We start from the raw sequence: 22,056 nt of genomic DNA on the forward strand, positions 1-22,056 counted from the left end.
AACATAACAATTTTTGTGAAAAAGTGATGCGCGAAAAAAAATCATTACTTTTACGGTAAAGAAAAAAATTAATGAAAATCTATACCAAAACCGGCGACAAAGGCGAAACCGCACTTTATGGAGGAATCCGAGTTTCAAAAGCTTCCGCGAGGGTTGAATCCTACGGAAATATCGATGAACTGAACTCTTTCATCGGGTTTGCGAAAAGTGAAATCAGTGACGAAAAAGTATTGGCACAACTGAAAAAAATACAGTTTGATTTATTTACCGTAGGTTCAGAATCGGCGACCCCGACCGACAAACTTATGTTGGCCAACGGAAAATCCAGACTTTCACTGATGATCTCCGAAACCGAAATTGAAGAACTCGAAAACTGGATGGACGAATTTGAAAAAGAACTGGAGCCACTTCAGTATTTCATCCTTCCAGGTGGCGGCAAATCGGCTACAGCGCTACATCTTTGCAGAACAGTTTGCCGAAGAGCCGAGCGCAGTTTGGTTTTTCTGAATGAAACCGAAGAAGTTCGTCCGGAACTCATCAAATACCTCAACCGTTTGTCGGATTATTTGTTCGTTTTGGCTCGATATATTTCAAAAATCAATGGCGAAACCGAAGAATATTGGAATCCCAACGAAAGATAATTCTCGATGGAAAAAGCACTTCTATTTATCAATGGAGTTCCGCCAGAAAAACTCCCCGTAACGGAAAAATATTCCTTAATTGCCTGTAGTGATGGTGCTTTTAATTATTTAAAAGAAAAGAATTTCCCACTTGAAAAATTAGATTTTATTTCGGGAGATTTCGATTCGCATAACGGAAGTGATGACGATATTTATGAACAGAAATTTATTTTTACACCGGATCAGGATAAAACCGATTTCGAGAAGTCGTTAGAGATTATTGGCCAGAAAGGGTTCAGCAGAATTGATGTGTACGGAGGAAGTGGTGGAGAGATGGATCATTTTTTGGGGAATTTAACCGTGGCTTTGCGTTTTAAAAACCAAATGGAAATTACTTTTTACGATGAATTTTCGAGCTATTTTTTTGCACCGAATCATTTAGTTTTAGAAAATGTGAAAGGAAAAATGATTTCTTTATTTCCTTTTCCTTTGGCGGAATCAGTTTCCACACAAGGTCTGAACTGGTCTTTAAATAAAGAAGATTTAGCGATCACCGGAAGAATTGGAACCCGAAATTTCGCTTCGGAAGATCAAGTAATCATTAATTTCGAAAAGGGAGAGTTAGTGGTTTTTGTTGGCAATTAGAGATACTTAATAGTTTGTACAAAGTTTTTAGCTTCCGGTGTTTTTTATCGGAATATTTTTTTTGTGATAAAATTAAAATAGAAAACCAACTTTTTTCACCAAATTTGCAATCTCAACCCGTAAATACGAATCTTTTAAAATGAAAATTAAATATTCAGAATTGATAGACCAAACCTTGTATTTCCCGACTGAAGAATTCAATGTTTCGGAAAATACCCTGCAGTTTCACGATATTCCTTTGATGGAGGTCGTCGAAAAGTTTGGAACTCCTTTGAAATTTAATTATCTCCCGAAAATTTCTACCAATATTCAAAGAGCAAAAGCGTGGTTTAAGGAAGCGATCGAGAAAAACGATTATAAAAAAGGCTATCGCTATTGCTATTGTACCAAATCTAGCCACTTCGCATTTGTTTTGGAAGAAGCATTGAAAAATGATATTTCACTCGAAACTTCGTCTGCGTATGACATGGATATTGTGAAATCACTTTTTGATAAAGGAAAATTTGACAAGAATGTGGAGGTGATTTGCAACGGCTTCAAAACCGATGATTATTTGGCTAAAATTTCCGATTTAATCAATAGCGGTTTCGAAAACATCACACCAATTCTGGATAATTATCGTGAACTCGATAAACTGACCGAAAGTATTGATACTACCTTCAATATCGGAATACGAATCGCTTCCGAGGAAGAACCGAAATTCGAATTTTATACTTCCAGATTGGGAATTGGTTATAAAGATATTATCCCTTATTACTCACAAAAAATAGCTGAACACCCGAATGCGAGACTCAAAATGCTACATTTTTTCATCAATACCGGAATTAAAGACACCGCGTATTACTGGAATGAATTGTACAAATGTCTTCGTGTTTATGCGCGTTTGAAGAAGATTGCTCCGGAAGTTGATTCACTAAACATCGGCGGCGGTTTTCCAATCAAAACATCTTTGAATTTCGACTACGATTACCAGTATATGGTGAACGAAATTGTTTCGCAAATCAAGAAATTCTGTGAGGAAGAAGGCGTAGAAGAACCTAATATCTATACCGAATTCGGTAGTTTCACCGTTGGGGAAAGTGGTGGACATTTATATAAAATTATTTCCCAAAAACGCCAGAACGACAGAGAAAAATGGAACATGATTGATTCTTCTTTCATGACGACTTTGCCGGATACTTGGGCGATTTCCAGACACTTCATCATGCTTCCTTTGAACCGTTGGGAAGATACTTACGAGAGGGTGTTTTTAGGAGGATTGACCTGTGATTCCGACGATTATTACAATTCCGAGCAGCATACCAATGCGATTTATTTGCCGGTTTTCAGCGATACAAAACCGCTTTATATCGGGTTTTTCCATACCGGAGCGTATCAGGAAACTATTGGCGGTTACGGCGGTGTTCACCACTGTCTTATGCCGCAGCCAAAGCATATTCTCATTGATAAAGATGAGGACGGAAATTTCACTTACGAAGTTTTCCGGGAAGAACAACAACCGGAAGATGTATTGAAACTTTTAGGATATTAAAAATTTAAGGAGCAACACAGGTTTGCTCCTTTTTTATGTTCGGTCCCGCTTTCCGTTGCAATCTTTTTTGCGGCGGCGGAGCCGCCGCAAAAAAGGATTTTCACTACAATCGGGGCTAGAAGATCCAGTGGAAATTCTTACCACCGACGAAAATGCCGGATGGCGCGAGCGAAGCGAGCGCCACCTTTAAACTTAAAAATATTTCCCGATGTTTTCAAATTCAATATCCGAAAAGTCCGAAACCAACAAACTTGCCTTTTCATAAACCTGGTTGCTCGAATGAGCGCTTTGATACGCCACACAGAAAATTCCGGCAGCCGATGCCGCTTCAATTCCGTTGGTGGAATCTTCAATCACCATGCAATATTCTTTGGGTTCAGCAGCGAGTTCGGAAGCCAGAAGAAAAATCTCCGGATGAGGTTTGGATTCCTGAAGATCAGCGCCGCTTATCTTTCCGATAAAATATTTTTCAAGATCGAATTTTTCGAACACCCAGTTGATCGTATTCATGTGAGCGGAAGATGCCAAAACGAGTTTGATGCCGTTTTCATAATAATGTACAATCAAATCTTTTACGCCGGGAATTAAATCGAAATCCGGATCGGTATCGAAATAATATTTAAAATAATTTCTCTTGATGGCAGCAAGGTCTTCGTGAGTTTCTTCCAAATTGAATTTTTCAACCAGCGTGGTACAAACTTTTTTCGTGGAGGCACCTGTGAAACTGGTATAAAGTTCTTCGGAAACGTCGATCCCGAAATCATCGAACATTTTATAATAGGCTTTTCGGTGCAGCGGTTCCGTGTCCACAATTACACCGTCCATATCGAATAAAACAGCTTTTAGTGGCATATCATTAATAATTTACTATAATTGATGGATTGATACTCAATAGATTTTGTTTAAATTCTTCCCAATTTTTTGGAGAAATTACAATGCTTTTATTTCCATAAAAAATTTCTACTCTCCCAAAAAGAGAAGGCGCCGGTGAAGCTATTGCATTCCATGTTTTTTCAATTTTTTTAATCTGGCGGATATCAATATTTGTGCTTCCGAAAAAACCATTATTTATTTTCAAAATATGATTATCAATGGAATAACGGCTTCCAAAAATACAAATGGTAACAAAAATAAAATAGAGAGCCATTATAATTAATGCCACCGGCTTAGGTTCGGAATAGTATTGATACACCATGAAAAAGAATGCTCCATATACCACCAAAAGGATTTCTAAGCCATATTTTACGGGAATCATCTTCATCTTTTTATTTTTTGGTGGCATAAAGTTAAGAATTTCGAGGGTAATAACGAATGGAAATTTTGGTTTTAGTCATTCCTGAAAATAACTATCTTTGAACATCCAAAATTTTAAATTAAAAATCTATCATTTCTATGAAAACATACGCCGGAATTCCCGAAGAAAATGCCAAGCTCGAAAACTCAAAAGTAATGCTCGTTACCGTTCCTTACGACGGAACTTCAACCTGGGGAAAAGGAGCCGACAAAGGTCCGGAACTTTTTCTTGACGCTTCAGAAAATATGGAATTGTACGACATTGAAACAGGAACAGAACCTTATTTGGAAGGTGTTTATTTAGCCGGAGAAATATCTGAAAATTCTTCGCCTGAAGCCATGACAGAAGCAGTTTACCAAAAAACCAAAGAATTGCTGAACCAGGAAGGGAAACTTTTCACGCTTTTTGGTGGCGAACATTCGGTTTCGATTGGTTCTATCCGTGCGGTAGGCGAAAAATATGAAAATTTAACCGTTTTGCAATTGGATGCGCATACGGATCTTCGTCCAGATTTCCATGGTTCCACTTCCAATCATGCTTGTGCAGTTTTTGAAGCGAGTCAGAAACATAATTTGGTACAAGTCGGAATTCGTTCTGGAGATATAGAGGAAATGCAATATGTACAAGATGGAAATTGTTTTTGGGCACATGAAATCGCAGTTAATCCAACTTGGATCGATGATGTTTTAGAAAGAGTTTCAGGAAATGTGTACATTACCATCGATTTGGATGCTTTCGATCCATCGATTGCTCCTTCCACAGGAACTCCGGAACCGGGCGGTTTGCAATGGTATCCAACGTTGGAGTTGCTTAAAAAAGTTTTCGAAAAATGCAATGTAGTTGCGTTTGATATCGTTGAGTTAATGGATTCTCCAATGCCGAAACCAACTGCTTTCCTTGCCGCAAAATTATATTATAAAATGTTGGCGTATTATCATCTTTCAAAGTAGTAAAAAGAGCTAGGAATTCAGTTAATCTAAAAATTGCAAGTCTTAATGCGTTCTATTTGTAACATGAAAAGTAACAAAAGATTCTGAAAATTCATTTCGAGTCGTTGTCACAACAAATAAAAATCTCCTTCAATAATTTTTTGAAGGAGATTTTTTATGTTAGTAAAGAGAATTTATTTAATGACATCAGCTTCTATAGAACTATCGCCGAAGATTTTGATGAATGCTTTTGTATAATCTTCTTTTGTTGCAAGGTTCGGATTTGCCAAAAATTTCTGAGGATTCACCGTAAAAAGCGGAAACCACGTGCTGGAAATTTGAATTTGAATTCGATGTCCTTTTTTGAAGGTATGCAAAACATCTTGTAGCTGGAAATTAACAGCGGTTTTTTCGTTCGCCATCAGTGGTTCTGGTTTTTCTTTCGAATTTCTGAATCTTGCGGGCATAATTTCGCTTCTTACCATTTGGTGGTAGTTGCCGTAGATGACCCCATCTTTCTTTTCTTTCGGAACAAAATCTTCCGGATAAACGTCAATTAGTTTTACCGCAAAATCTGCATCAGTAGAAGTGGAAGCAATATTAAGTTTTGCCATGATTTCACCACCGAAAGTAAGATCTTCCGTCAGTGGTTCTGTTGTGAAAGTCAAAACATCCGGTCTTCCCACCGCAAAACGCTGGTCTTCGCTCATGTAATTTCTGGGAGTAAATCCATTGAAATCTCTCAAATTGTCCGAACTCAAAACAGGATTATTGGGATCACTGTAATATTCTGTCGCTGTTGATGATGGCGAATTTTTTAAAGTTCCGTCAGCAAGATAAAAATTGACTTTCTTAGCTTCTTTTGGTGGATAAAATGCGAATTCTTTCCATTCTTTTTTGCCGGTGTCGTACATCATCGCTTCCGGCAATCCCGCGTCTGTTTTGGAATTTTCTTTTAAATAATGATGAAAGAATTTTGTTTCTAAATTTTTTTGATAATAAGTTGCAATGCTATCGCCGAAGTAAATTTCGTTGTGAAAATGTTTTCCTGTTTCTCTCGACCAAGCGCCATGAGAAAATGGTCCCATCACGATGGTGTTTTTGGCTTTCGGACTGGTTTTTTCAATTGTTTTGTAAATATTTAATGGTCCGAATAAATCTTCAGCGTCGTACCAACCGCCAACGGTCATTACCGCATGGTTTACGTTTTTTAAGTGAGGAAGAAGACTTCTTTTTTGCCAGTATTCATCATAGTTTGGATGGTTCATAATCTCCGTCATGAAGAAATTATTCTTGTAATATTTTTCGTAGCCGTCCTTTAAAGTTCCGAGTTCACGGTAGAATTTCAGCCCGTCTTCCGAACTAGGTTTTATGAAAGAATCCATATACCAACCTTCTTTTTCAGCTTTGGTTTTTTGTACGCCGAAAACAGGAAAGGTGCGGAAATAGCCGAGCATAAATTTACCGTTGTGAAGAAAATCATCATTCCAAAAATCGGAAATCGGTGCTTGAGGCGAAGATGCTACCAATGCGGGGTGATCAGCCAAAATCCCTGCAGCGGTATAAAATCCGGGATAGGAAGTTCCGTATTGTCCTACTTTGCCATTATTGTTGGTGATGTTTTTTAGTAACCATTCAATCGTGTCGTAGGTGTCAGTGCTTTCATCGATATCCTTCTTGGTTTTTCTTTCAACCTGCGGCGTCATGTTGGTAAAAGTTCCATCGCTCATGTATCTTCCACGGACATCCTGATAAACGAATATATATTTTTCGTTCATCAAATATTTGTTCGGGCCTAAAGAACTTTTGTATTCAGTTTCGCCGTAGGGAGCAACGCTGTAGCACGTTCGCTGCATGAGGAAAGGATATTTTTTAGCTTTAGAAATGTCTTTCGGAAGATAGATGGAGGTAAAGAGTTTCACACCATCACGCATTGGAATATACACTTCTTTTTTGATGAAATTTTCTTTCACAAAATCGTTGTTCGGCGCTTTCTGAGCAATCGTGAATACCCAAAAAAACAGGAGGATGAAAGGAAGGTTTTTTTTCATTAATTTTAAATTTAAACGAATATATACAAAAAATCAAGAAATTTGGGTTTTAAAAATTGAAGGAATGGATTTATTTGGAAATCTTGCCGATGCGAACGAAAACTTACTGCCGAAAGATGGTACGGTGAATTATTATGGAAAAATTTTGGAGAAGGAAGAAGCTGATGCATTTTATCTTCAACTTTTGGAGAATATTGAATGGAAAAATGACGAAGCGGTAATTTTTGGGAAGAAAATTCTAACCAAAAGAAAAGTAGCTTGGTACGGCGACGATAATTACGAATACACCTATTCCAATTCCACCAAAAAAGCCATTCCGTGGACTCCCGAATTGCTAAAATTGAAAGCTTTAGCGGAAGAAAAAACCGGTGAGAAATTCAATTCCTGCTTGCTGAATCTTTATCATAGCGGAGACGAAGGCATGGCGTATCACAGTGATGGCGAAAAAGATTTGAAAAGAAACGGAGCGATTGCTTCGCTGAGTTTCGGGGCGGAAAGGAAATTTTCTTTCAAACATAAATTCACCAAAGAAAAGGTAGATCTCTTGCTCGAGCATGGAAGTTTGCTGGTGATGAAAGACCAAACCCAAAGTTTTTGGCTGCACAGACTACCACCAACCAAAAAAGTTTTTACGCCAAGAATTAATCTAACTTTCCGGACGATTGTAAAAGAGGAAAACATTGAAAATCAGTAATTATAAAGCTTTTTTAATGGTTAAACACTTCTGCTTTTCATTACAAAAGTGAAAAAATTAAGAAAAATTTATCATAATTTAATGTTTCGGCATCCTTTTTATTGTTTAAATTTGGTAGTATAATATTTTATAACATTAAATAAATTCAACTATGAAAAAAACATTAGCAATGGCAGCTTTGGCGCTTGCCGTGTCATTCGGTTCGATTTCTTGTAAAAAGAAAGTTACCGACGCTGAACTACAAACCCAAGCTACTACGGTAGTGTCTTCTAACCCAACTGCTTCTGTGGAAGTGAAAGACGGAACAGCTCACTTGAGCGGAACTTTCAAAGATCAAGCTTCTAAAGACGCGATGATTGCTTCCTTGAAGGCAATTCCGGGAGTGAAAGATGTTATGGATATGTCCACCATCGAAGCGCCGGTTGTGGTAGAAACTGTTTCTGCAGTGGATCCTGCTGTTCAGCAAAAAGTGACTGATGCGGTGAAGGATTTCCCTTCCGTAAAAGTAGAAGTGGTAAACGGAGAGCTTACCCTTACCGGAAATGTTTCTCCGGAGCAAGCAAGAAAGATCAAAATGTCGGTAGACGCTTTGAAAGTTGGAAAAGTAAATTACAATTACACTGTTAAATAATTAATTATGAGTGCATTACAAGATAAATACGCAGGAGTAATCTCCGCAGCTCAATCGGCAGGAGTTTCTAATCTTCAGGTAACTGAGCAAGATGGAATCCTTTATGTTTCAGGAAACGCAGGTTCTACAGCAGCGAAAGATGCAGTTTGGAACGCTCTTGGAGCAATCGATTCTACTTATTCAGCTTCCGATATCAATGTGGATGTTCAAGTAGTTGGTTTGGCTGCAGGTGCGGCATTAACCGTAGCTACTGAAGATTCTAATCTTAACATCAGACAGGAACCTTCTACTGATGCTGCAGTCGTAGGAAAAGCAGCAAAAGGAGAATCCGTGACTTTGGTAGAACAAACTTCTGACGATTGGTGGAAAATTAAAACTGCTGACGGAGAAGAAGGTTATGCCTATGCAAGATATTTGCGAGCTTAATTCAACATCCTTTCAAATAATAACCTCCGAAATATTCGGGGGTTTTTTTATGCTTTTAAGTGAAACATTCGACTGAATAAATATTTCCGTGAAAATTCTAATCGCCTTTTGTGGTTTTTCATTTTTTTTAATAAGAATTAATCGTGGTTTTAGTGAGATTTAAGATTATGAAAATCAGTGTGATAATCCATAATTTGTTGTTCTTTACCAATAAATCTGCCGAAATTATAGCCAGATTTACCTCTTCATGCACAAAAAACAAAAAAACATATATTTGTAAATCTTTGAAAAAATTAATTGGAAACCGTATTGTTTCACACGGTTTCATTTATAAATACAATATAAAAACTATGAAAGGTCAAAACAAACTCTTCTTTGCCATCATTATTGCGCTTATTTTAGGGGTCATTATGGGCGGCATTGTTCACACCCAATATCCTGAAGATGTGGAAGGATTTTCCAAAAATATCAAACTACTGGGAACGATATTTATCCGGTTGGTTCAGATGATTATCGCCCCGTTGGTTTTCACTACTTTGGTGGTTGGAATTGCGAAAATGAGTGATATAAAAATGATCGGAAGGGTAGGAACCAAGGCGATGCTGTGGTTTATTACCGCGTCACTGGTTTCGCTTTTTATCGGATTGGTTTTGGTGAACTGGTTAGAACCGGGGCACGTTACCAAACTTCCGATACAAGATGTTTCTTCAGCAGATGAACTCCTAAAATCAAGCAAAGGTTTCTCGATGGACGATTTTGTAAAACACGTTATTCCAAAGAGTTTGTTTGAAGCATTTGCCACCAACGAAGTGTTACAAATTGTAGTATTTTCGATAATGTTTGGAGTCGCTTTAGCCAATATGGATGAAGAGTATGTGAAACCCATCATCAAAGCATTCGACATTTGCGCGCACGCAATTCTGAAAATGGTAGGTTACATCATGTGGTTTGCACCGTTCGGCGTTTTAGGAGCTATTGCGGCTGTGGTGGCGACTAATGGTTTCGAAATTTTTAGAGTTTATGCCATTTACCTCCGCGATTTCTTTTTTGCATTGGCAGTTTTATGGTTGATTTTACTTTTAGTAGGTTATTTTATCTTAGGAAATCGACTTTTTGAATTGTTAAGGAGAATCAAAGAACCTTTATTGATTGCGTTTTCCACTACAAGTTCGGAGGCTGTATTCCCGAAACTGGTTGAAGAGCTCGAAAGATTCGGCTGCAACAATAGAATTGTTTCTTTCATTTTGCCTTTAGGATATTCCTTCAATCTCGACGGAAGTATGATGTACATGACCTTCGCTTCTATCTTTATCGCTCAGATTTATGGTATTGAAATGACTGTAGGGCAACAAATCACCATGCTTCTGGTATTGATGCTTACTTCCAAAGGAATTGCGGGAGTTCCAAGAGCCAGTTTGGTGATTATCGTGGCCACTTGTACCATGTTTGGCATTCCGCCGGAAGGTATTGCACTAATTTTACCGATTGACCATTTCTGTGATATGGGAAGAAGTATGACCAATGTCCTTGGAAATGCCTTGGCTACCTCATCTGTTTCCAAATGGGAAGGACAGCTCGAAGATCATGGTGGCAATTTATAAAAAAAATGGTCTAAGCTGCTGAATGCTGTTGAAGTTTAAATGATATGAAAAATAAGATAAGTACTGCAATTACATTAGGGTTTGCGCTTTTTGCCATGTTTTTTGGTGCAGGAAATTTAATTCTCCCACCTTTTATCGGACTGAAAACCGGAGATCAATGGTTCACCGCAATTGCCGGATTTTTTACCACAGGCATTGTTTCTCCATTTTTAGGAGTACTCACAGTGGTTCTTTTCGGAACATCATTTACCGATCTTGGTCGAAAGGTAAATCCTGCGGTGGTTACTGTTTTGGCATTGCTGATCATGCTTTGCATTGGTCCGTTGGTGGCGATTCCGAGAACGGGAGCTACAACTTATGAAATCGGCATCAAACCCCTTTTTCCGGAGTTTAACAATATTCTTTTTTCTTTAATTTTCTTCGGAATCGTGTTGGCTTTATCGATAACCCAATCCAAAATCGTTGATATCATTGGGAATTTTCTCACGCCTTTTCTTATTCTCAGTTTGGGGATTTTGGTGACAGTCGGTTTGTTGAATCCTACGGCAGCTACAGAAAATACAGGAGTTACCGCCCAAGAATCTTTTATTTTTGCGTTTCATGAAGGGTATCAGACTTTAGATGTTCTGGCGTCGGTTATTTTTGCCGGAATTATTATTTCTGCAGCGATTGACAAAGGATATACCAACGCGAGAGACCGTTTTAAAATTACCATTGCGGCCGGACTTATTTCGATGGCAGCTTTGCTTTTTATTTATGGTGGTTTAATTTATCTAGGGGCGCATTCCGGTTACGGATTCTCCGAAAAGGTTTCGCGTACACAATTGCTTCTGAATATTTCACAAAATTTAATGGGCAAAAACGGAACCTTGGTAATCTCTGTTGCGGTAGCGATGGCATGTTTGACGACCGCAATTGCGCTTACCTCCGCGATGGGAAGTTTTCTTCAGGAATTAACGAAAGGAAAATTGGGCTACAAAGCCGGAGTGATCCTTACCTGCTTGGTTTCTGGCTATTTTTCGGTTAAAAGCGTTGATGAAATTATCGAATATGCGGTGGTAATCCTTGGCTTCGTATATCCAATTACTTTCGCGCTGATTCTTACCGTTTTATTGTTCGGGAAAATCATCTTTTCCAGAACGCCTTATGTCGCTGCGGTTGCTACGGCAGGATTCGTTGCTTTGCTTTCTGTTCTTGAGAATTTTGGTGTTTTAGTAGAACCAATTCAAGCTTTAAAAAGTTGGTTACCTCTTTCGGAACATCAGTTAGAATGGCTTTTACCATCATTTGCGGCTTTCTTTATCGCTGCAGCGTTCAACAGTGGACGAAAATCCCATCAGGAAGCGAAAGTTGTTGATTAATGAATTGAATTATATCAATAAAAAATTCCTGCTTTTTTGATGGGCTGGAATTTTTTTTTATGCTTTTAGGTGATCTTACGCGCTGAAACTTTTGGGATTTTCAATTAAAAATCCATGAACGATAGCTGCCGCCGCACCTCCTAAAACCGGAGCGACCAAAAATAACCAAAGCTGAGAAAGGACTTCGCCACCAGCAAAAACTGCCGGTCCGATGCTTCTTGTCGGATTCACTAAAACGAGCGTTCAATTTAATCGTAACAACATGAATGAGGACAAAGGACAAACCAATCGCCAATCCTGCAAAACCGCCATTGATATTTTTGGTGAAACTTACATTCATGTTTAAATTTTTAGGTGATTGTTATTAAAAGAATTCTCAATGTTTTATATTTTAATTGAATTTAAATGTAAAATTGTCAATATTTTCATCATAAAAGTGGATTTTTGTTTAAAAATTAACAAAATGATTTTTATCAATTAAGATTTTTAAATAATAAAGGAATGATAGAAAAATCTAATAGAAGAGAAAGGGTGCATCAATCGTCAACCAACAATTATCATTACTTTTACTTATTCTAAATAATTAAAATATCGTAAATTTGTAATCTAATTTATTACATACAATAATGTTGACGAAAGATAAAGTTCAGGCATTTCTGAAAGAAATAGAAGTAGATGATTTGGTGCACAATTTCCAGGTGATGGGAAACGATGTGTATATTGATATGACCGCGCATTCTCCGGCAATGCACGAGAAAAAGAAACTCGAAGCAGCAATGAAGCAGGCATTCGCCTCTGAATTTGGAGAAGATGTAGTGCTGAAACTGAAAATTGCTTCTCCGGAACCTTCCGAAGTACAGCAAAATTTAATCAAAGGAAAACAAATTCCGGGAATCCAGAATATTATCGCAGTAGCTTCCGGTAAGGGTGGCGTTGGTAAATCTACCGTAGCAGCGAATCTTGCGGTAACATTGTCCAAAATGGGCTTTAAAGTTGGAATTTTGGATGCCGATATCTACGGACCATCTGTTCCAACCATGTTTGATACTGAAGGAGCAAAACCAATTTCGGTGGAAGTGGACGGAAGAAACCTGATGAAACCGATTGAAAATTACGGCGTGAAAATGCTTTCTATCGGATATTTCTCAGGAGCCAATCAAGCGGTGGTGTGGAGAGGACCAATGGCCAGCAAAGCATTAAACCAAATGATCCGTGATGCGGATTGGGGCGAACTTGATTTTCTTTTAATTGATTTACCACCGGGAACTGGCGATATTCATTTGTCCATCATTCAGGAAGTTCCTGTAACCGGCGCGGTGATTGTAAGTACTCCGCAGCATATTGCGCTTGCCGATGTAAGAAAAGGAATCGCAATGTTCCAAATGGAAAGCATCAACATTCCTGTTTTAGGATTGATTGAAAATATGGCGTATTTCACTCCGGAAGAATTGCCGGATAACAAATATTACATCTTCGGAAACCAAGGCGCACAATACCTTGCAGATGATTTAGGAATTCCGGTATTGGGCGAAATTCCATTAATCCAAAGCATCAGAGAAGCGGGAGATGTGGGAAGACCGGCATCATTGCAGGAGGGTTCTAAGATTGCTGAAATCTATACCAAAACCGCCCAAAACATGATTGAAAGTCTGGTGGAAAGAAACAAAAACCTTCCGCCAACTGAAGCTGTTAAAATCACAACCATGGCAGGTTGTTCACCTAAAAAATAAAAATAAAGAAGGATCATGCTCAACATGGAAATCACACAGGAACAAATCGTAACAAAAGTACTCGATGCTCTGGAAAGCATCCGACCGTTTCTCAATAAAGATGGTGGCGATATCGAATTGGTTGATATCAAAGACCACAAGGTTTATGTGAAACTGCAGGGAAACTGCAACGGATGTCCGATGAGTTTTTCAACCATGAAATTAGGCGTTGAAAACACCATCAAGCAATTTGCCCCCGAAATTACAGAGGTGATCAGTGTGGAATAATATCTAAATTCCTTCATGCTATAATAAATTAACGGGCAAAAGCCCGTTTTTTTAGTTCAATGTTTTTCCACCGAAGGGGTAAAGTGAGCAATTTCTCACGCCCATCCATCCTGATATGCATAAAATAAATGCTTCTTTCAGAAAGGGTTTAAAATTAAATTAATATTTTAGCAGATTAAACTGTAAAACGTATGATTGCCATTATCGACGGCGGATCCACGAAATGTGACTGGGTCATTCTGGAAAATTCCGGAAATTTGAAACTCAGAACTACCACTTTGGGGTTCAATCCAAACATCATCAATCCTGATTTCATCATGCAGGAAATCGATAATAATCAGGAACTCTTCTCTCTCAAAAGCCACATCGAAAAGGTGTTTTTTTATGGATCCGGCTGCGGAACTCCCGATAATAGCAAAAAAGTGGCTGATGAATTTCTCAAAACTTTTCCTGCCGGCGATATTTCGGTAAAAGAAGATATGACCGCAGCGGCGTACGCCGCCTACAACGGAACTCCGGCCATCATCTGTATCCTCGGAACCGGATCCAATTCCTGCTATTTCGACGGAAATAAAATCCGGACCGATTTGCCGTCTTTGGGATTCCTTATCGGTGACGAAGGCAGTGGAAGCGCCTTGGGAAAACAGCTGCTACGAAGATTCTTTATGAAAAAATTACCTAAAGATCTCGAAGCGGATTTCATTGAAACCTATCATTTAACCATCGAAGAGGCCATCCGGAGCATGTACCACAACCCAAGAGCGAATGCGTATTTGGGCGAGTTCAATAAATTTGTAGCAGAAAGAAAGAAGCATCCGTATTTTCAGAACATGGTGTTCGACGAGATGAAGAATTTCCTTGATTATCAGGTATTGCCTTATCCGGAAGCGGGCGAAGTAGAAATCAATTTCATTGGCTATATCGCTTATATTTATGAAGATATTTTAAGAGCCGCCGCCGCAGAACTCAACCTTAAAATAGGTAAAGTAGTACAGAAACCCATCGAAAGTTTGGTAGAATACCATAAGAAATACCTCCTCAATTTAGAATAAATCGTGCTCGAAGTGGCCCGATCAACCAAACACTTGCACTTTGCAAAAAACCGTAATTATTATGTCAAGCAAAAACAACCGAGACGAAAAAAACTTCAACCAGGCAGCACTCGACTACCACAAAAGCGAGCCGAAGGGAAAAATTGAAGTCATCCCTTCCAAACCCCATTCTTCACAGAGAGATTTGTCTCTGGCGTATTCCCCGGGAGTGGCGATACCGTGTCTTGAAATCGAAAAAAACCCGAAAACTGTTTACGATTATACCGGAAAAGGAAACTTGGTAGCGGTAATTTCCAATGGTACTGCGGTACTGGGATTAGGTGACATCGGTGCGGAAGCATCGAAACCCGTGATGGAAGGTAAAGGGCTTTTATTTAAAATATTTGCGGATATCAACGTATTCGATATAGAAATCGACGAAAAAGATCCCGATAAATTTATTCAGATTGTGAAAGGAATTGCGCCGACATTCGGGGGCATTAACCTAGAAGATATCAAAGCGCCTGAAGCTTTTTACATCGAGCAAAAACTCAAAGAAGAACTCAATATTCCTTTGATGCACGATGATCAGCACGGAACTGCTATTATTTCTGCAGCAGCTTTAATCAATGCTTTGGAAATTGCCAACAAGAAAATTGATGAGGTGAAAATCGTGGTGAATGGCGCCGGTGCGGCCGCGATTGCCTGTACCAAACTTTATGTAGAACTGGGATTGAAGAAAGAAAACATCCTCATGTGCGATTCCAAAGGTGTCATCAACCACAAAAGAGAGAATTTAACCCCGGAAAAACTCGATTTCATTGCGCAAACCGATACTGAAACTTTGGAAGATGCCTTAAAAGGTGCAGACGTGTTCATCGGATTGTCCAAAGGAAATGTGATGACTCCGGAAATGCTGCTTTCAATGGCCGAGAATCCTATTGTGTTTGGATTGGCAAATCCTGATCCGGAAATCGAATACAACCTCGCCATGGAAACCCGAAAAGACACCATCATGGCGACCGGACGAAGCGACTATCCTAACCAGGTGAACAATGTTTTGGGATTCCCATACATTTTCCGTGGTGCGCTTGATGTGCAGGCAACGGGAATTAACGAAGCCATGAAACTCGCTGCTGTTCATGCAATTGCAAACCTTGCCAAAGAACCTGTTCCGGAAGCGGTGATTTTAGCTTATAATTTAAAGAATTTAAGTTTTGGAAGAGAATATTTTATCCCTAAACCTTTCGATAACCGATTGATAACCAAGGTTTCTATGGCGGTAGCAAAAGCTGCAATGGAAAGTGGAATTGCCGGAAAACCTATTGAGAATTTCGAAGATTACGAAAATGCATTGCTCGACAGGATGGGCCGCGACGAAAAACTCATCCGAATGATGCAGAACCGCGCTAGATCGAACCCGAAAAGAGTTACCCTCGGAAATGCCGAAGAATACAATGTTTTGAAAGCTGCGCAAATTCTTTATGAGGAAGGAATTGCGCAACCGATTTTGCTCGGAGATAAAAAATACATCCAGGAACAAATGAAAAAATTCGGCATCGAAATCGATGTTCAGATTGTTGATCCTGCTGATGATGACCAGGAAGAAAACAGAAAAATCTACCGCGAATCTTTGTGGAAACTTCGTCAGCGAAAAGGAATGAACGAGTACAAAGCCAAGAGATTTGTTCGCCAAAGAGATTATTTTGGTCCATTAATGCTGAAAAACGGCGACACTGATGCACTGATCGTAGGATTCTCGAAAAACTATTCCTCTACTTTGAGACCGGTTCTTGAAGTGATTGAGAAAGAAAAAGGCGTGGACAAAGTATCATCGATGATGATGATTCTTACCGAGAAAAAACCGATTTTCTTCGCAGATGCTTCTATCATTCAGAACCCGACTTCTGAAGATTTGGTGAATATTGCTAAAATGTCGGAAATGGTGGTGAAATCTTTTGCCATAGAGCCGAGAATTGCGATGCTTTCCTTTGAAAACTTCGCAGCGATTTCCGAAACTTCCAAGAAAGTAGCGAAAGCGGTTTCTATTCTTCATGAAAAATATCCGAAAATGATTGTCGATGGTGAAATACAACCCGATTTTGCGATGGATGCGGATCTCCTTTCCGACTATCCATTCTCTAAACTCGGTACCACTCCGGCAAATGTATTTGTATTCCCGAACCTTGAAAGTGCCAATCTTTCCTACAAAATCATCCGAGGTATGAAGGTTGCACAAGTAGTAGGACCAATTTTAATGGGACTGAAACAACCGGTTCACGTGCTTCAGATGCGCGCAAGTGTGGACGAAATCGTGAACCTTGCTACCATCGCCGTGCTGGATGCCCAAAAAAGAGAGGCTGCCAATAAGTAATTGTTCACAACGATCATATTAAACAACTGCATTTCCTGGATTTGCAGTTGTTTTTTTATAACTTGTTGTTAAAGCAAATCCACCGGTACTTCTCTAATAAAAAATGAAATGGCTAAATGTGATGGATTGGAGTGATTATTTTTCATGAAAAATTTTGAGTAAATGGTTGTTTTTCAATAATATTGTAAAGCATAGCACATCATGGAAAAATTTGCGGAAAATACATCATTTAGGTTACCGGATCAATTTCAATATTGTATGCTGTCGCAATGTCCGATCAATTCTTCCTGTTTGCGTTATCAGGCATTTTTAACTGCGCCAGACGATATGCAATATTTTTCTGTTTTGAATCCGGCTTATCTCCTCAAGCAGGATCTTACCGATTGTAATCAGTATTATTCCCAAACTTTAAAGGTTTTTGTTGCCGGATTGAATGGTATAATGGAGGAATTGCCGCTTCGCAAAGTTCAGGCAATTAGAACAGGGATGATCAACCTATTCGGAAGAAGCACTTATTACAGATTCATGCGCAAAGATAAATGGCTGAATCCTGACGAACAACAAAAAGTACACGAACTCTTCGAGAACCTTGGTATGCTCGATGAATTGGTGTACGACGATGAAAGAAAAGGATTCTAACCTTTTCGTTTTCGATATCGATAATCCCAAAAAAAAACGTACTGAAGCGACAAAAATTTCATGCCGGTGGAACGCCAGTTTCAAACGCATGCAACTGCTGTTTCATAGGTATGGAACAACTGTCCCAATTTTTAGCCCAAAATCAACTGTACAGTGGAACAGAGGAGTGGTTAAGGAAAAGATGTTTTTTCTCTGTGGGAGTGGGTTTTTTTTGCTATTTATTGGTCTCATGAAATATTTAGACAAAAAAATGCCCCGAAGATAGTCGAGGCGCTAAATGTTTTCACAACGGAATAATCCTTATTGTGAATTGCTTTTAAAATTATTGTATCAAATATATAAAAAAATTCTAATCCAATCGTATTTTTTATAATTATTTCTAAATAAATTTATTAATTTAGGAAACTATTATAATACAAATATGAAGAGAATTTTAGGATTAGACTTGGGAGTATCATCTGTTGGATGGGCACTAATAGAAGTTGATGAATTTACATTTAAACCTATTCGCATAATCGGAATGGGGTCTCGTATAATTCCACTTTCTACTGATGATCGAACACAATTTGAAAAAGGACAATCAATTACTAAAAATCAGGATAGGACAAAATCTAGGACTCAAAGAAAAGGTTATGACAGAAAGCAGCTTAAGAAAAGTGATAATTTTAAATATAGCCTAAAAAAAGAATTAGAAAAATTCAATATATATCCTGATAAAGAATTATTTAATCTTCCAATGCTGGATTTATGGAAATTGCGTAGTGATGCAACTTCCGAACCTATCGATGCTAAACAATTAGGGAGGATTCTATATATGCTCAATCAAAAAAGAGGGTATAAATCTGCGAGAAGTGAGGCTAATGCTGATAAAAAAGATACGGAGTATGTAGCAGAAGTTAAGAGTAGGTATGCACGGCTTAAAGATGCTAATGAAACTATTGGACAGCATTTTTATAAAGAACTTTCAACTGCATTTTCAAATAATTCTTATTACAGAGTTAAGGAACAAGTTTACCCAAGAGAAGCTTATATCGAAGAATTTGAGACAATTATTAATACTCAAAAAGAATATCATTCATTTTTGACAGACGAAGTAATTGACAGATTAAAAAATGAAATTATATATTACCAAAGAAAATTAAAATCTCAGAAAGGATTAGTAAGCGTATGTGAATTTGAAGGTTTTGATAAGGTAACAAAAAATAAAACAACTAATAAAGAAAAAGTAGTTTTTGTAGGACCGAAAGTCGCTCCTAAATCTTCTCCTATTTTCCAATTATGTAAAATCTGGGAAACGGTAAATAATATATCTCTAAAAGTTAAAAATCCCGAAGGCACTAAATATAAATGGGGAGACAGATTCCCAACAATAGAAGAAAAAAAACAGATTGCAGACTATCTTGCAGTAAATGCACATCTTTCTTTTAATGAATTAATCAAAATTCTCGATCTTAAAAAAGATGATGTTTATGCTAATAAACAAATCTTAAAAGGAATACAGGGGAATATTACTTATCAAGAAATCTATAAAATAATAGGAGAAAACGATCTGTTAAGATTTAATACGTCAGTAATTGAATCTAATGAAGAAGCTATTTTAGTCGATAAAAAAACAGGCGAAATTTTAAAGCAACGTAATAGATTGGTTATTGCATCATCTTTCGAAAAAGAACCTTTATATCAATTATGGCATACCATATATTCAATAAAGGATTTGGATGAATGTAAAAGTGCTTTAATGAGTAGGTTTTCTTTTGATGAAGAAATTGCGGATAAACTTTCCAGAATAGATTTTAATAAACAAGCCTTTGGTAATAAATCAACCAAAGCAATTCGTAAAATACTTCCTTACCTAATGGATGGATTTGATTATTCACAGTCTTGTAGTTTGGCTGGTTATAATCATTCTAACAGTTTAACTAAACAAGAGAACTTGGAAAGAGAGATTAAACCTAGGCTAGAATTATTATCTAAGAATAGCCTTCGCCAACCAATCGTTGAGAAAATCATCAATCAGATGATTAATGTTGTTAATGCAATTATTGATGCTCACGGAAAACCTCACGAAATAAGATTAGAACTTGCCAGAGAGCTAAAACAAAGTAAAGATGAGCGTGATGCTGCCGATAAATCTAATATCAATAATAAAAAACAAAATGATTTAATAGGTTCTCGATTAGAAGCCATGGGCTTACCTGCAACAAAAAAGTATATTCAAAAATATAAATTCATATTTCCTACAAAAGATAAAAAGTGGAAAGAAGCAGACGTTGTAAATCAATGTATTTATTGTGGGGAAACTTTCAATTTAACTGAAGCTTTAAGGGGAGATAATTTTGATATCGATCATATTGTGCCAAAGGCATTATTGTTTGATGATTCTCAAACCAATAAAGTCTTGGTTCATCGTCATTGTAACTCTAATAAATTAGATAAAACAGCTTATGATTACATCGCCCAAAAAGGCGAGGTTAAACTAAATGAATACCTTCAGAGAGTTGATGATTGGTTTGCAAGGGGAGTATTGTCTTATGGAAAGATGCAACGTCTGAAAGTTTCTTTTATTGAATATCAAGAACGTAAAAAATTGAAAAAGGAAACAGAAGCAGATAAGAAACTTTGGGAAAGCTTCATCGATAGACAATTAAGAGAATCTCAATATATCGCGAGTAAATCAAAACAAATTCTAGAAGGGATTTGTCACAATGTAACTGTTACAGAAGGTACAGTAACTGCGAGATTAAGAAAAGTTTGGGGATGGGATGATGTTTTGATGAATCTTCAGATGCCGAAATATCGAGAACTAGGACAAACTGAAATGAAAGAATGGACTAGCGAACATGGAAAAAGAAAACATAAAAAAGAAGAGATTATCAATTGGACTAAACGAGATGATCATAGACATCATGCTGTAGATGCGTTGGTTATTGCTTGTACCCAGCAAGGATATATCCAAAGAATAAATACATTAAATGCAAGTGATGTTAGAAATGAAATGCTGAAAGAAGTTGAAGATGCAAAAACTCAATATAGCGAAAAGCTGACACTTCTTGATAAATATTTTATTACTAAAAAACCATTTACGACTTCCGAAGTAGAAAAAGAAGCAGATAAAATTTTGATATCATTTAAAGCAGGTAAGAAAGTTGCTACTACATCAAAGTTTAAAGCAAAAGGAATTAATAAAGATAAAGGTGTAATTGTACCAAGAGGAGCTTTGCATGAAGATTCTGTTTATGGTAAAATTAAAGTTGAGGATTTAAACAAACCTATTAAATATTTATTCGAAAACCCTGAGAAAATTGTTCATCAAAAGATAAAGAAATTAATCAAGGAAAGATTAATTCAAAACGACAATGATGTAAAAAAAGCTTTGTCTACAATTAAGAAAGATCCAATTTTTTTAGATGAAAGCAAAGAAGTAGTTTTAGAAAAAGCTTCCTGCTATAAAGATGTAACGGTTAAGAAATATGATTTACTGTCACTTTCTTCAAAACAGATAGACGATATTGTAGATGAAAAAGTTAAAGAGTTAGTAAAAGAGCGACTAAAACAGTTTGGTAACAAAGAAAAAGAGGCTTTTAAAGATGTTTTATGGTTTAATGAGAAAAAGCAGATTCCTATTAAGACTGTTAGATTGTTTGCTCGTCCGGATGCTAATTCATTACAGCCAATTAAAAAAGACGAAAATGGAAAAGATATTGGCTTTGTTGTACAGGGAAACAATCATCATATTGCAATTTATAGAAACAATGAAGGTAAACAAATTCAACATTCGTGCACATTTTGGAACGCTGTGGAAAGAAAGAGAAACAAATTGCCGGTTATAATTAAAGATACTACAGATTTATGGAATAATATTTCTGAACAAAAGCTGTCTCAATCATTTTTATGTTTGTTACCTGAAGATGGTTTAACCTTAGAATTCAGTATGCAACAAAATGAAATGTTTATTCTTGGTTTAACTAACGATGAATTTAATGATGCTATTAGGAATAATGATAAATCAACTTTAAGTAAACATTTGTATTTAGTTTGGAGTATTTCAAATAATGACTATTGGTTTAGACATCATTTAGAAACTAAAAATTCGGAATTGAAAAGTATTCCAACAGCGAAAGATTCAAAAAGATATTTTAGATTTAAAAGTGTGGGTGCTCTAATAGGAATGAATCCAATTAAGGTTAGGTTGAATCATTTGGGTGAAATTATAAAATTAGGCGAGTTTTAAA

General features: G+C 37.3%; 19 protein-coding genes. 15 read left to right on the forward strand and 4 right to left on the reverse strand.

The annotated features are described in order from the left end of the window. The first annotated feature begins 71 nt into the window (after nt 1-71). From AP75_RS06440 to AP75_RS06450, 3 genes are all read left to right on the forward strand, one after another. The gene (locus tag AP75_RS06440) at nt 72-641 is read left to right on the forward strand and encodes a cob(I)yrinic acid a,c-diamide adenosyltransferase (protein ID WP_031501854.1); all 570 of its coding nucleotides are present in this window, start codon (nt 72-74) and stop codon (nt 639-641) included. Between the two features lie 6 nt (nt 642-647). Continuing rightward, nucleotides 648-1,265, forward strand: coding sequence for a thiamine diphosphokinase (locus AP75_RS06445; RefSeq protein WP_088263919.1), 618 nt, complete (start codon nt 648-650; stop codon nt 1,263-1,265). Nucleotides 1,266-1,404: 139 nt separating this feature from the next. After that, entirely contained in the window at nt 1,405-2,796 is a 1,392-nt protein-coding gene (locus AP75_RS06450) for a type III PLP-dependent enzyme domain-containing protein (RefSeq protein ID WP_031501853.1), read from the forward strand. Between the two features lie 192 nt (nt 2,797-2,988). Here AP75_RS06450 and AP75_RS06455 read toward each other — a convergent pair whose 3' ends face one another. Together AP75_RS06455 and AP75_RS06460 are read right to left on the reverse strand one after the other, a co-directional pair. Beyond that, nucleotides 2,989-3,648, reverse strand: a complete 660-nt coding sequence (locus AP75_RS06455; protein ID WP_031501852.1) for an HAD family hydrolase — start codon at nt 3,646-3,648, stop codon at nt 2,989-2,991. A gap of 4 nt (nt 3,649-3,652) precedes the next feature. Then, entirely contained in the window at nt 3,653-4,078 is a 426-nt protein-coding gene (locus tag AP75_RS06460; protein WP_242589774.1) for a PH domain-containing protein, read from the reverse strand. A gap of 110 nt (nt 4,079-4,188) precedes the next feature. On the opposite strand from AP75_RS06460, the gene speB reads away from it, so the two are divergent. Continuing rightward, nucleotides 4,189-5,040: an agmatinase gene (gene speB / locus AP75_RS06465; RefSeq protein WP_088263921.1), complete on the forward strand. Its 852-nt coding sequence runs from the start codon at nt 4,189-4,191 to the stop codon at nt 5,038-5,040. 173 nt (nt 5,041-5,213) lie between these two features. On the opposite strand, the gene AP75_RS06470 is transcribed toward speB, so the two are convergent. Next, the gene (locus AP75_RS06470) at nt 5,214-7,070 is read right to left on the reverse strand and encodes a CocE/NonD family hydrolase (RefSeq protein ID WP_031503252.1); all 1,857 of its coding nucleotides are present in this window, start codon (nt 7,068-7,070) and stop codon (nt 5,214-5,216) included. 64 nt (nt 7,071-7,134) lie between these two features. On the opposite strand from AP75_RS06470, the gene AP75_RS06475 reads away from it, so the two are divergent. The 5 genes from AP75_RS06475 to brnQ all read left to right on the forward strand — a co-directional run bounded on the left by AP75_RS06475 (nt 7,135) and on the right by brnQ (nt 11,783). After that, nucleotides 7,135-7,764, forward strand: a complete 630-nt coding sequence (locus tag AP75_RS06475) for an alpha-ketoglutarate-dependent dioxygenase AlkB family protein (RefSeq protein ID WP_088264022.1) — start codon at nt 7,135-7,137, stop codon at nt 7,762-7,764. A 151-nt stretch (nt 7,765-7,915) separates the two neighbouring features. Next, the gene (locus tag AP75_RS06480) at nt 7,916-8,395 is read left to right on the forward strand and encodes a BON domain-containing protein (RefSeq protein WP_088263923.1); all 480 of its coding nucleotides are present in this window, start codon (nt 7,916-7,918) and stop codon (nt 8,393-8,395) included. A gap of 6 nt (nt 8,396-8,401) precedes the next feature. After that, entirely contained in the window at nt 8,402-8,821 is a 420-nt protein-coding gene (locus AP75_RS06485; protein ID WP_031503256.1) for an SH3 domain-containing protein, read from the forward strand. Between the two features lie 350 nt (nt 8,822-9,171). Continuing rightward, nucleotides 9,172-10,422, forward strand: coding sequence for a dicarboxylate/amino acid:cation symporter (locus tag AP75_RS06490; RefSeq protein ID WP_088264024.1), 1,251 nt, complete (start codon nt 9,172-9,174; stop codon nt 10,420-10,422). A gap of 44 nt (nt 10,423-10,466) precedes the next feature. Further along, nucleotides 10,467-11,783: a branched-chain amino acid transport system II carrier protein gene (brnQ, locus tag AP75_RS06495; protein ID WP_031503258.1), complete on the forward strand. Its 1,317-nt coding sequence runs from the start codon at nt 10,467-10,469 to the stop codon at nt 11,781-11,783. Between the two features lie 75 nt (nt 11,784-11,858). Here the strand turns inward: brnQ and AP75_RS14650 are convergent, their stop codons facing one another. Beyond that, nucleotides 11,859-12,014: an aquaporin gene (locus tag AP75_RS14650; RefSeq protein WP_242589775.1), complete on the reverse strand. Its 156-nt coding sequence runs from the start codon at nt 12,012-12,014 to the stop codon at nt 11,859-11,861. Nucleotides 12,015-12,409: 395 nt separating this feature from the next. On the opposite strand from AP75_RS14650, the gene AP75_RS06500 reads away from it, so the two are divergent. The 6 genes from AP75_RS06500 (at nt 12,410) to cas9 (ending at nt 22,055) form a co-directional block, all read left to right on the forward strand. Further along, nucleotides 12,410-13,513, forward strand: coding sequence for an Mrp/NBP35 family ATP-binding protein (locus tag AP75_RS06500; RefSeq protein WP_031503260.1), 1,104 nt, complete (start codon nt 12,410-12,412; stop codon nt 13,511-13,513). A 24-nt stretch (nt 13,514-13,537) separates the two neighbouring features. Continuing rightward, complete coding sequence (locus AP75_RS06505) at nt 13,538-13,780, forward strand: NifU family protein (protein ID WP_031503262.1); 243 nt, start codon at nt 13,538-13,540, stop codon at nt 13,778-13,780. A 191-nt stretch (nt 13,781-13,971) separates the two neighbouring features. Then, complete coding sequence (locus AP75_RS06510) at nt 13,972-14,832, forward strand: BadF/BadG/BcrA/BcrD ATPase family protein (protein ID WP_088263925.1); 861 nt, start codon at nt 13,972-13,974, stop codon at nt 14,830-14,832. A gap of 61 nt (nt 14,833-14,893) precedes the next feature. Beyond that, nucleotides 14,894-17,185: an NADP-dependent malic enzyme gene (locus AP75_RS06515; protein WP_088263927.1), complete on the forward strand. Its 2,292-nt coding sequence runs from the start codon at nt 14,894-14,896 to the stop codon at nt 17,183-17,185. Nucleotides 17,186-17,386: 201 nt separating this feature from the next. Then, complete coding sequence (locus AP75_RS06520; protein ID WP_031502872.1) at nt 17,387-17,824, forward strand: DUF6078 family protein; 438 nt, start codon at nt 17,387-17,389, stop codon at nt 17,822-17,824. A gap of 421 nt (nt 17,825-18,245) precedes the next feature. Then, nucleotides 18,246-22,055: a type II CRISPR RNA-guided endonuclease Cas9 gene (cas9, locus tag AP75_RS06530; protein ID WP_088263929.1), complete on the forward strand. Its 3,810-nt coding sequence runs from the start codon at nt 18,246-18,248 to the stop codon at nt 22,053-22,055. Nucleotide 22,056: the final 1 nt, after the last annotated feature.

It is taken from the genome of Kaistella haifensis DSM 19056 (genome assembly GCF_000735695.2).
Taxonomy (GTDB): domain Bacteria; phylum Bacteroidota; class Bacteroidia; order Flavobacteriales; family Weeksellaceae; genus Kaistella; species Kaistella haifensis.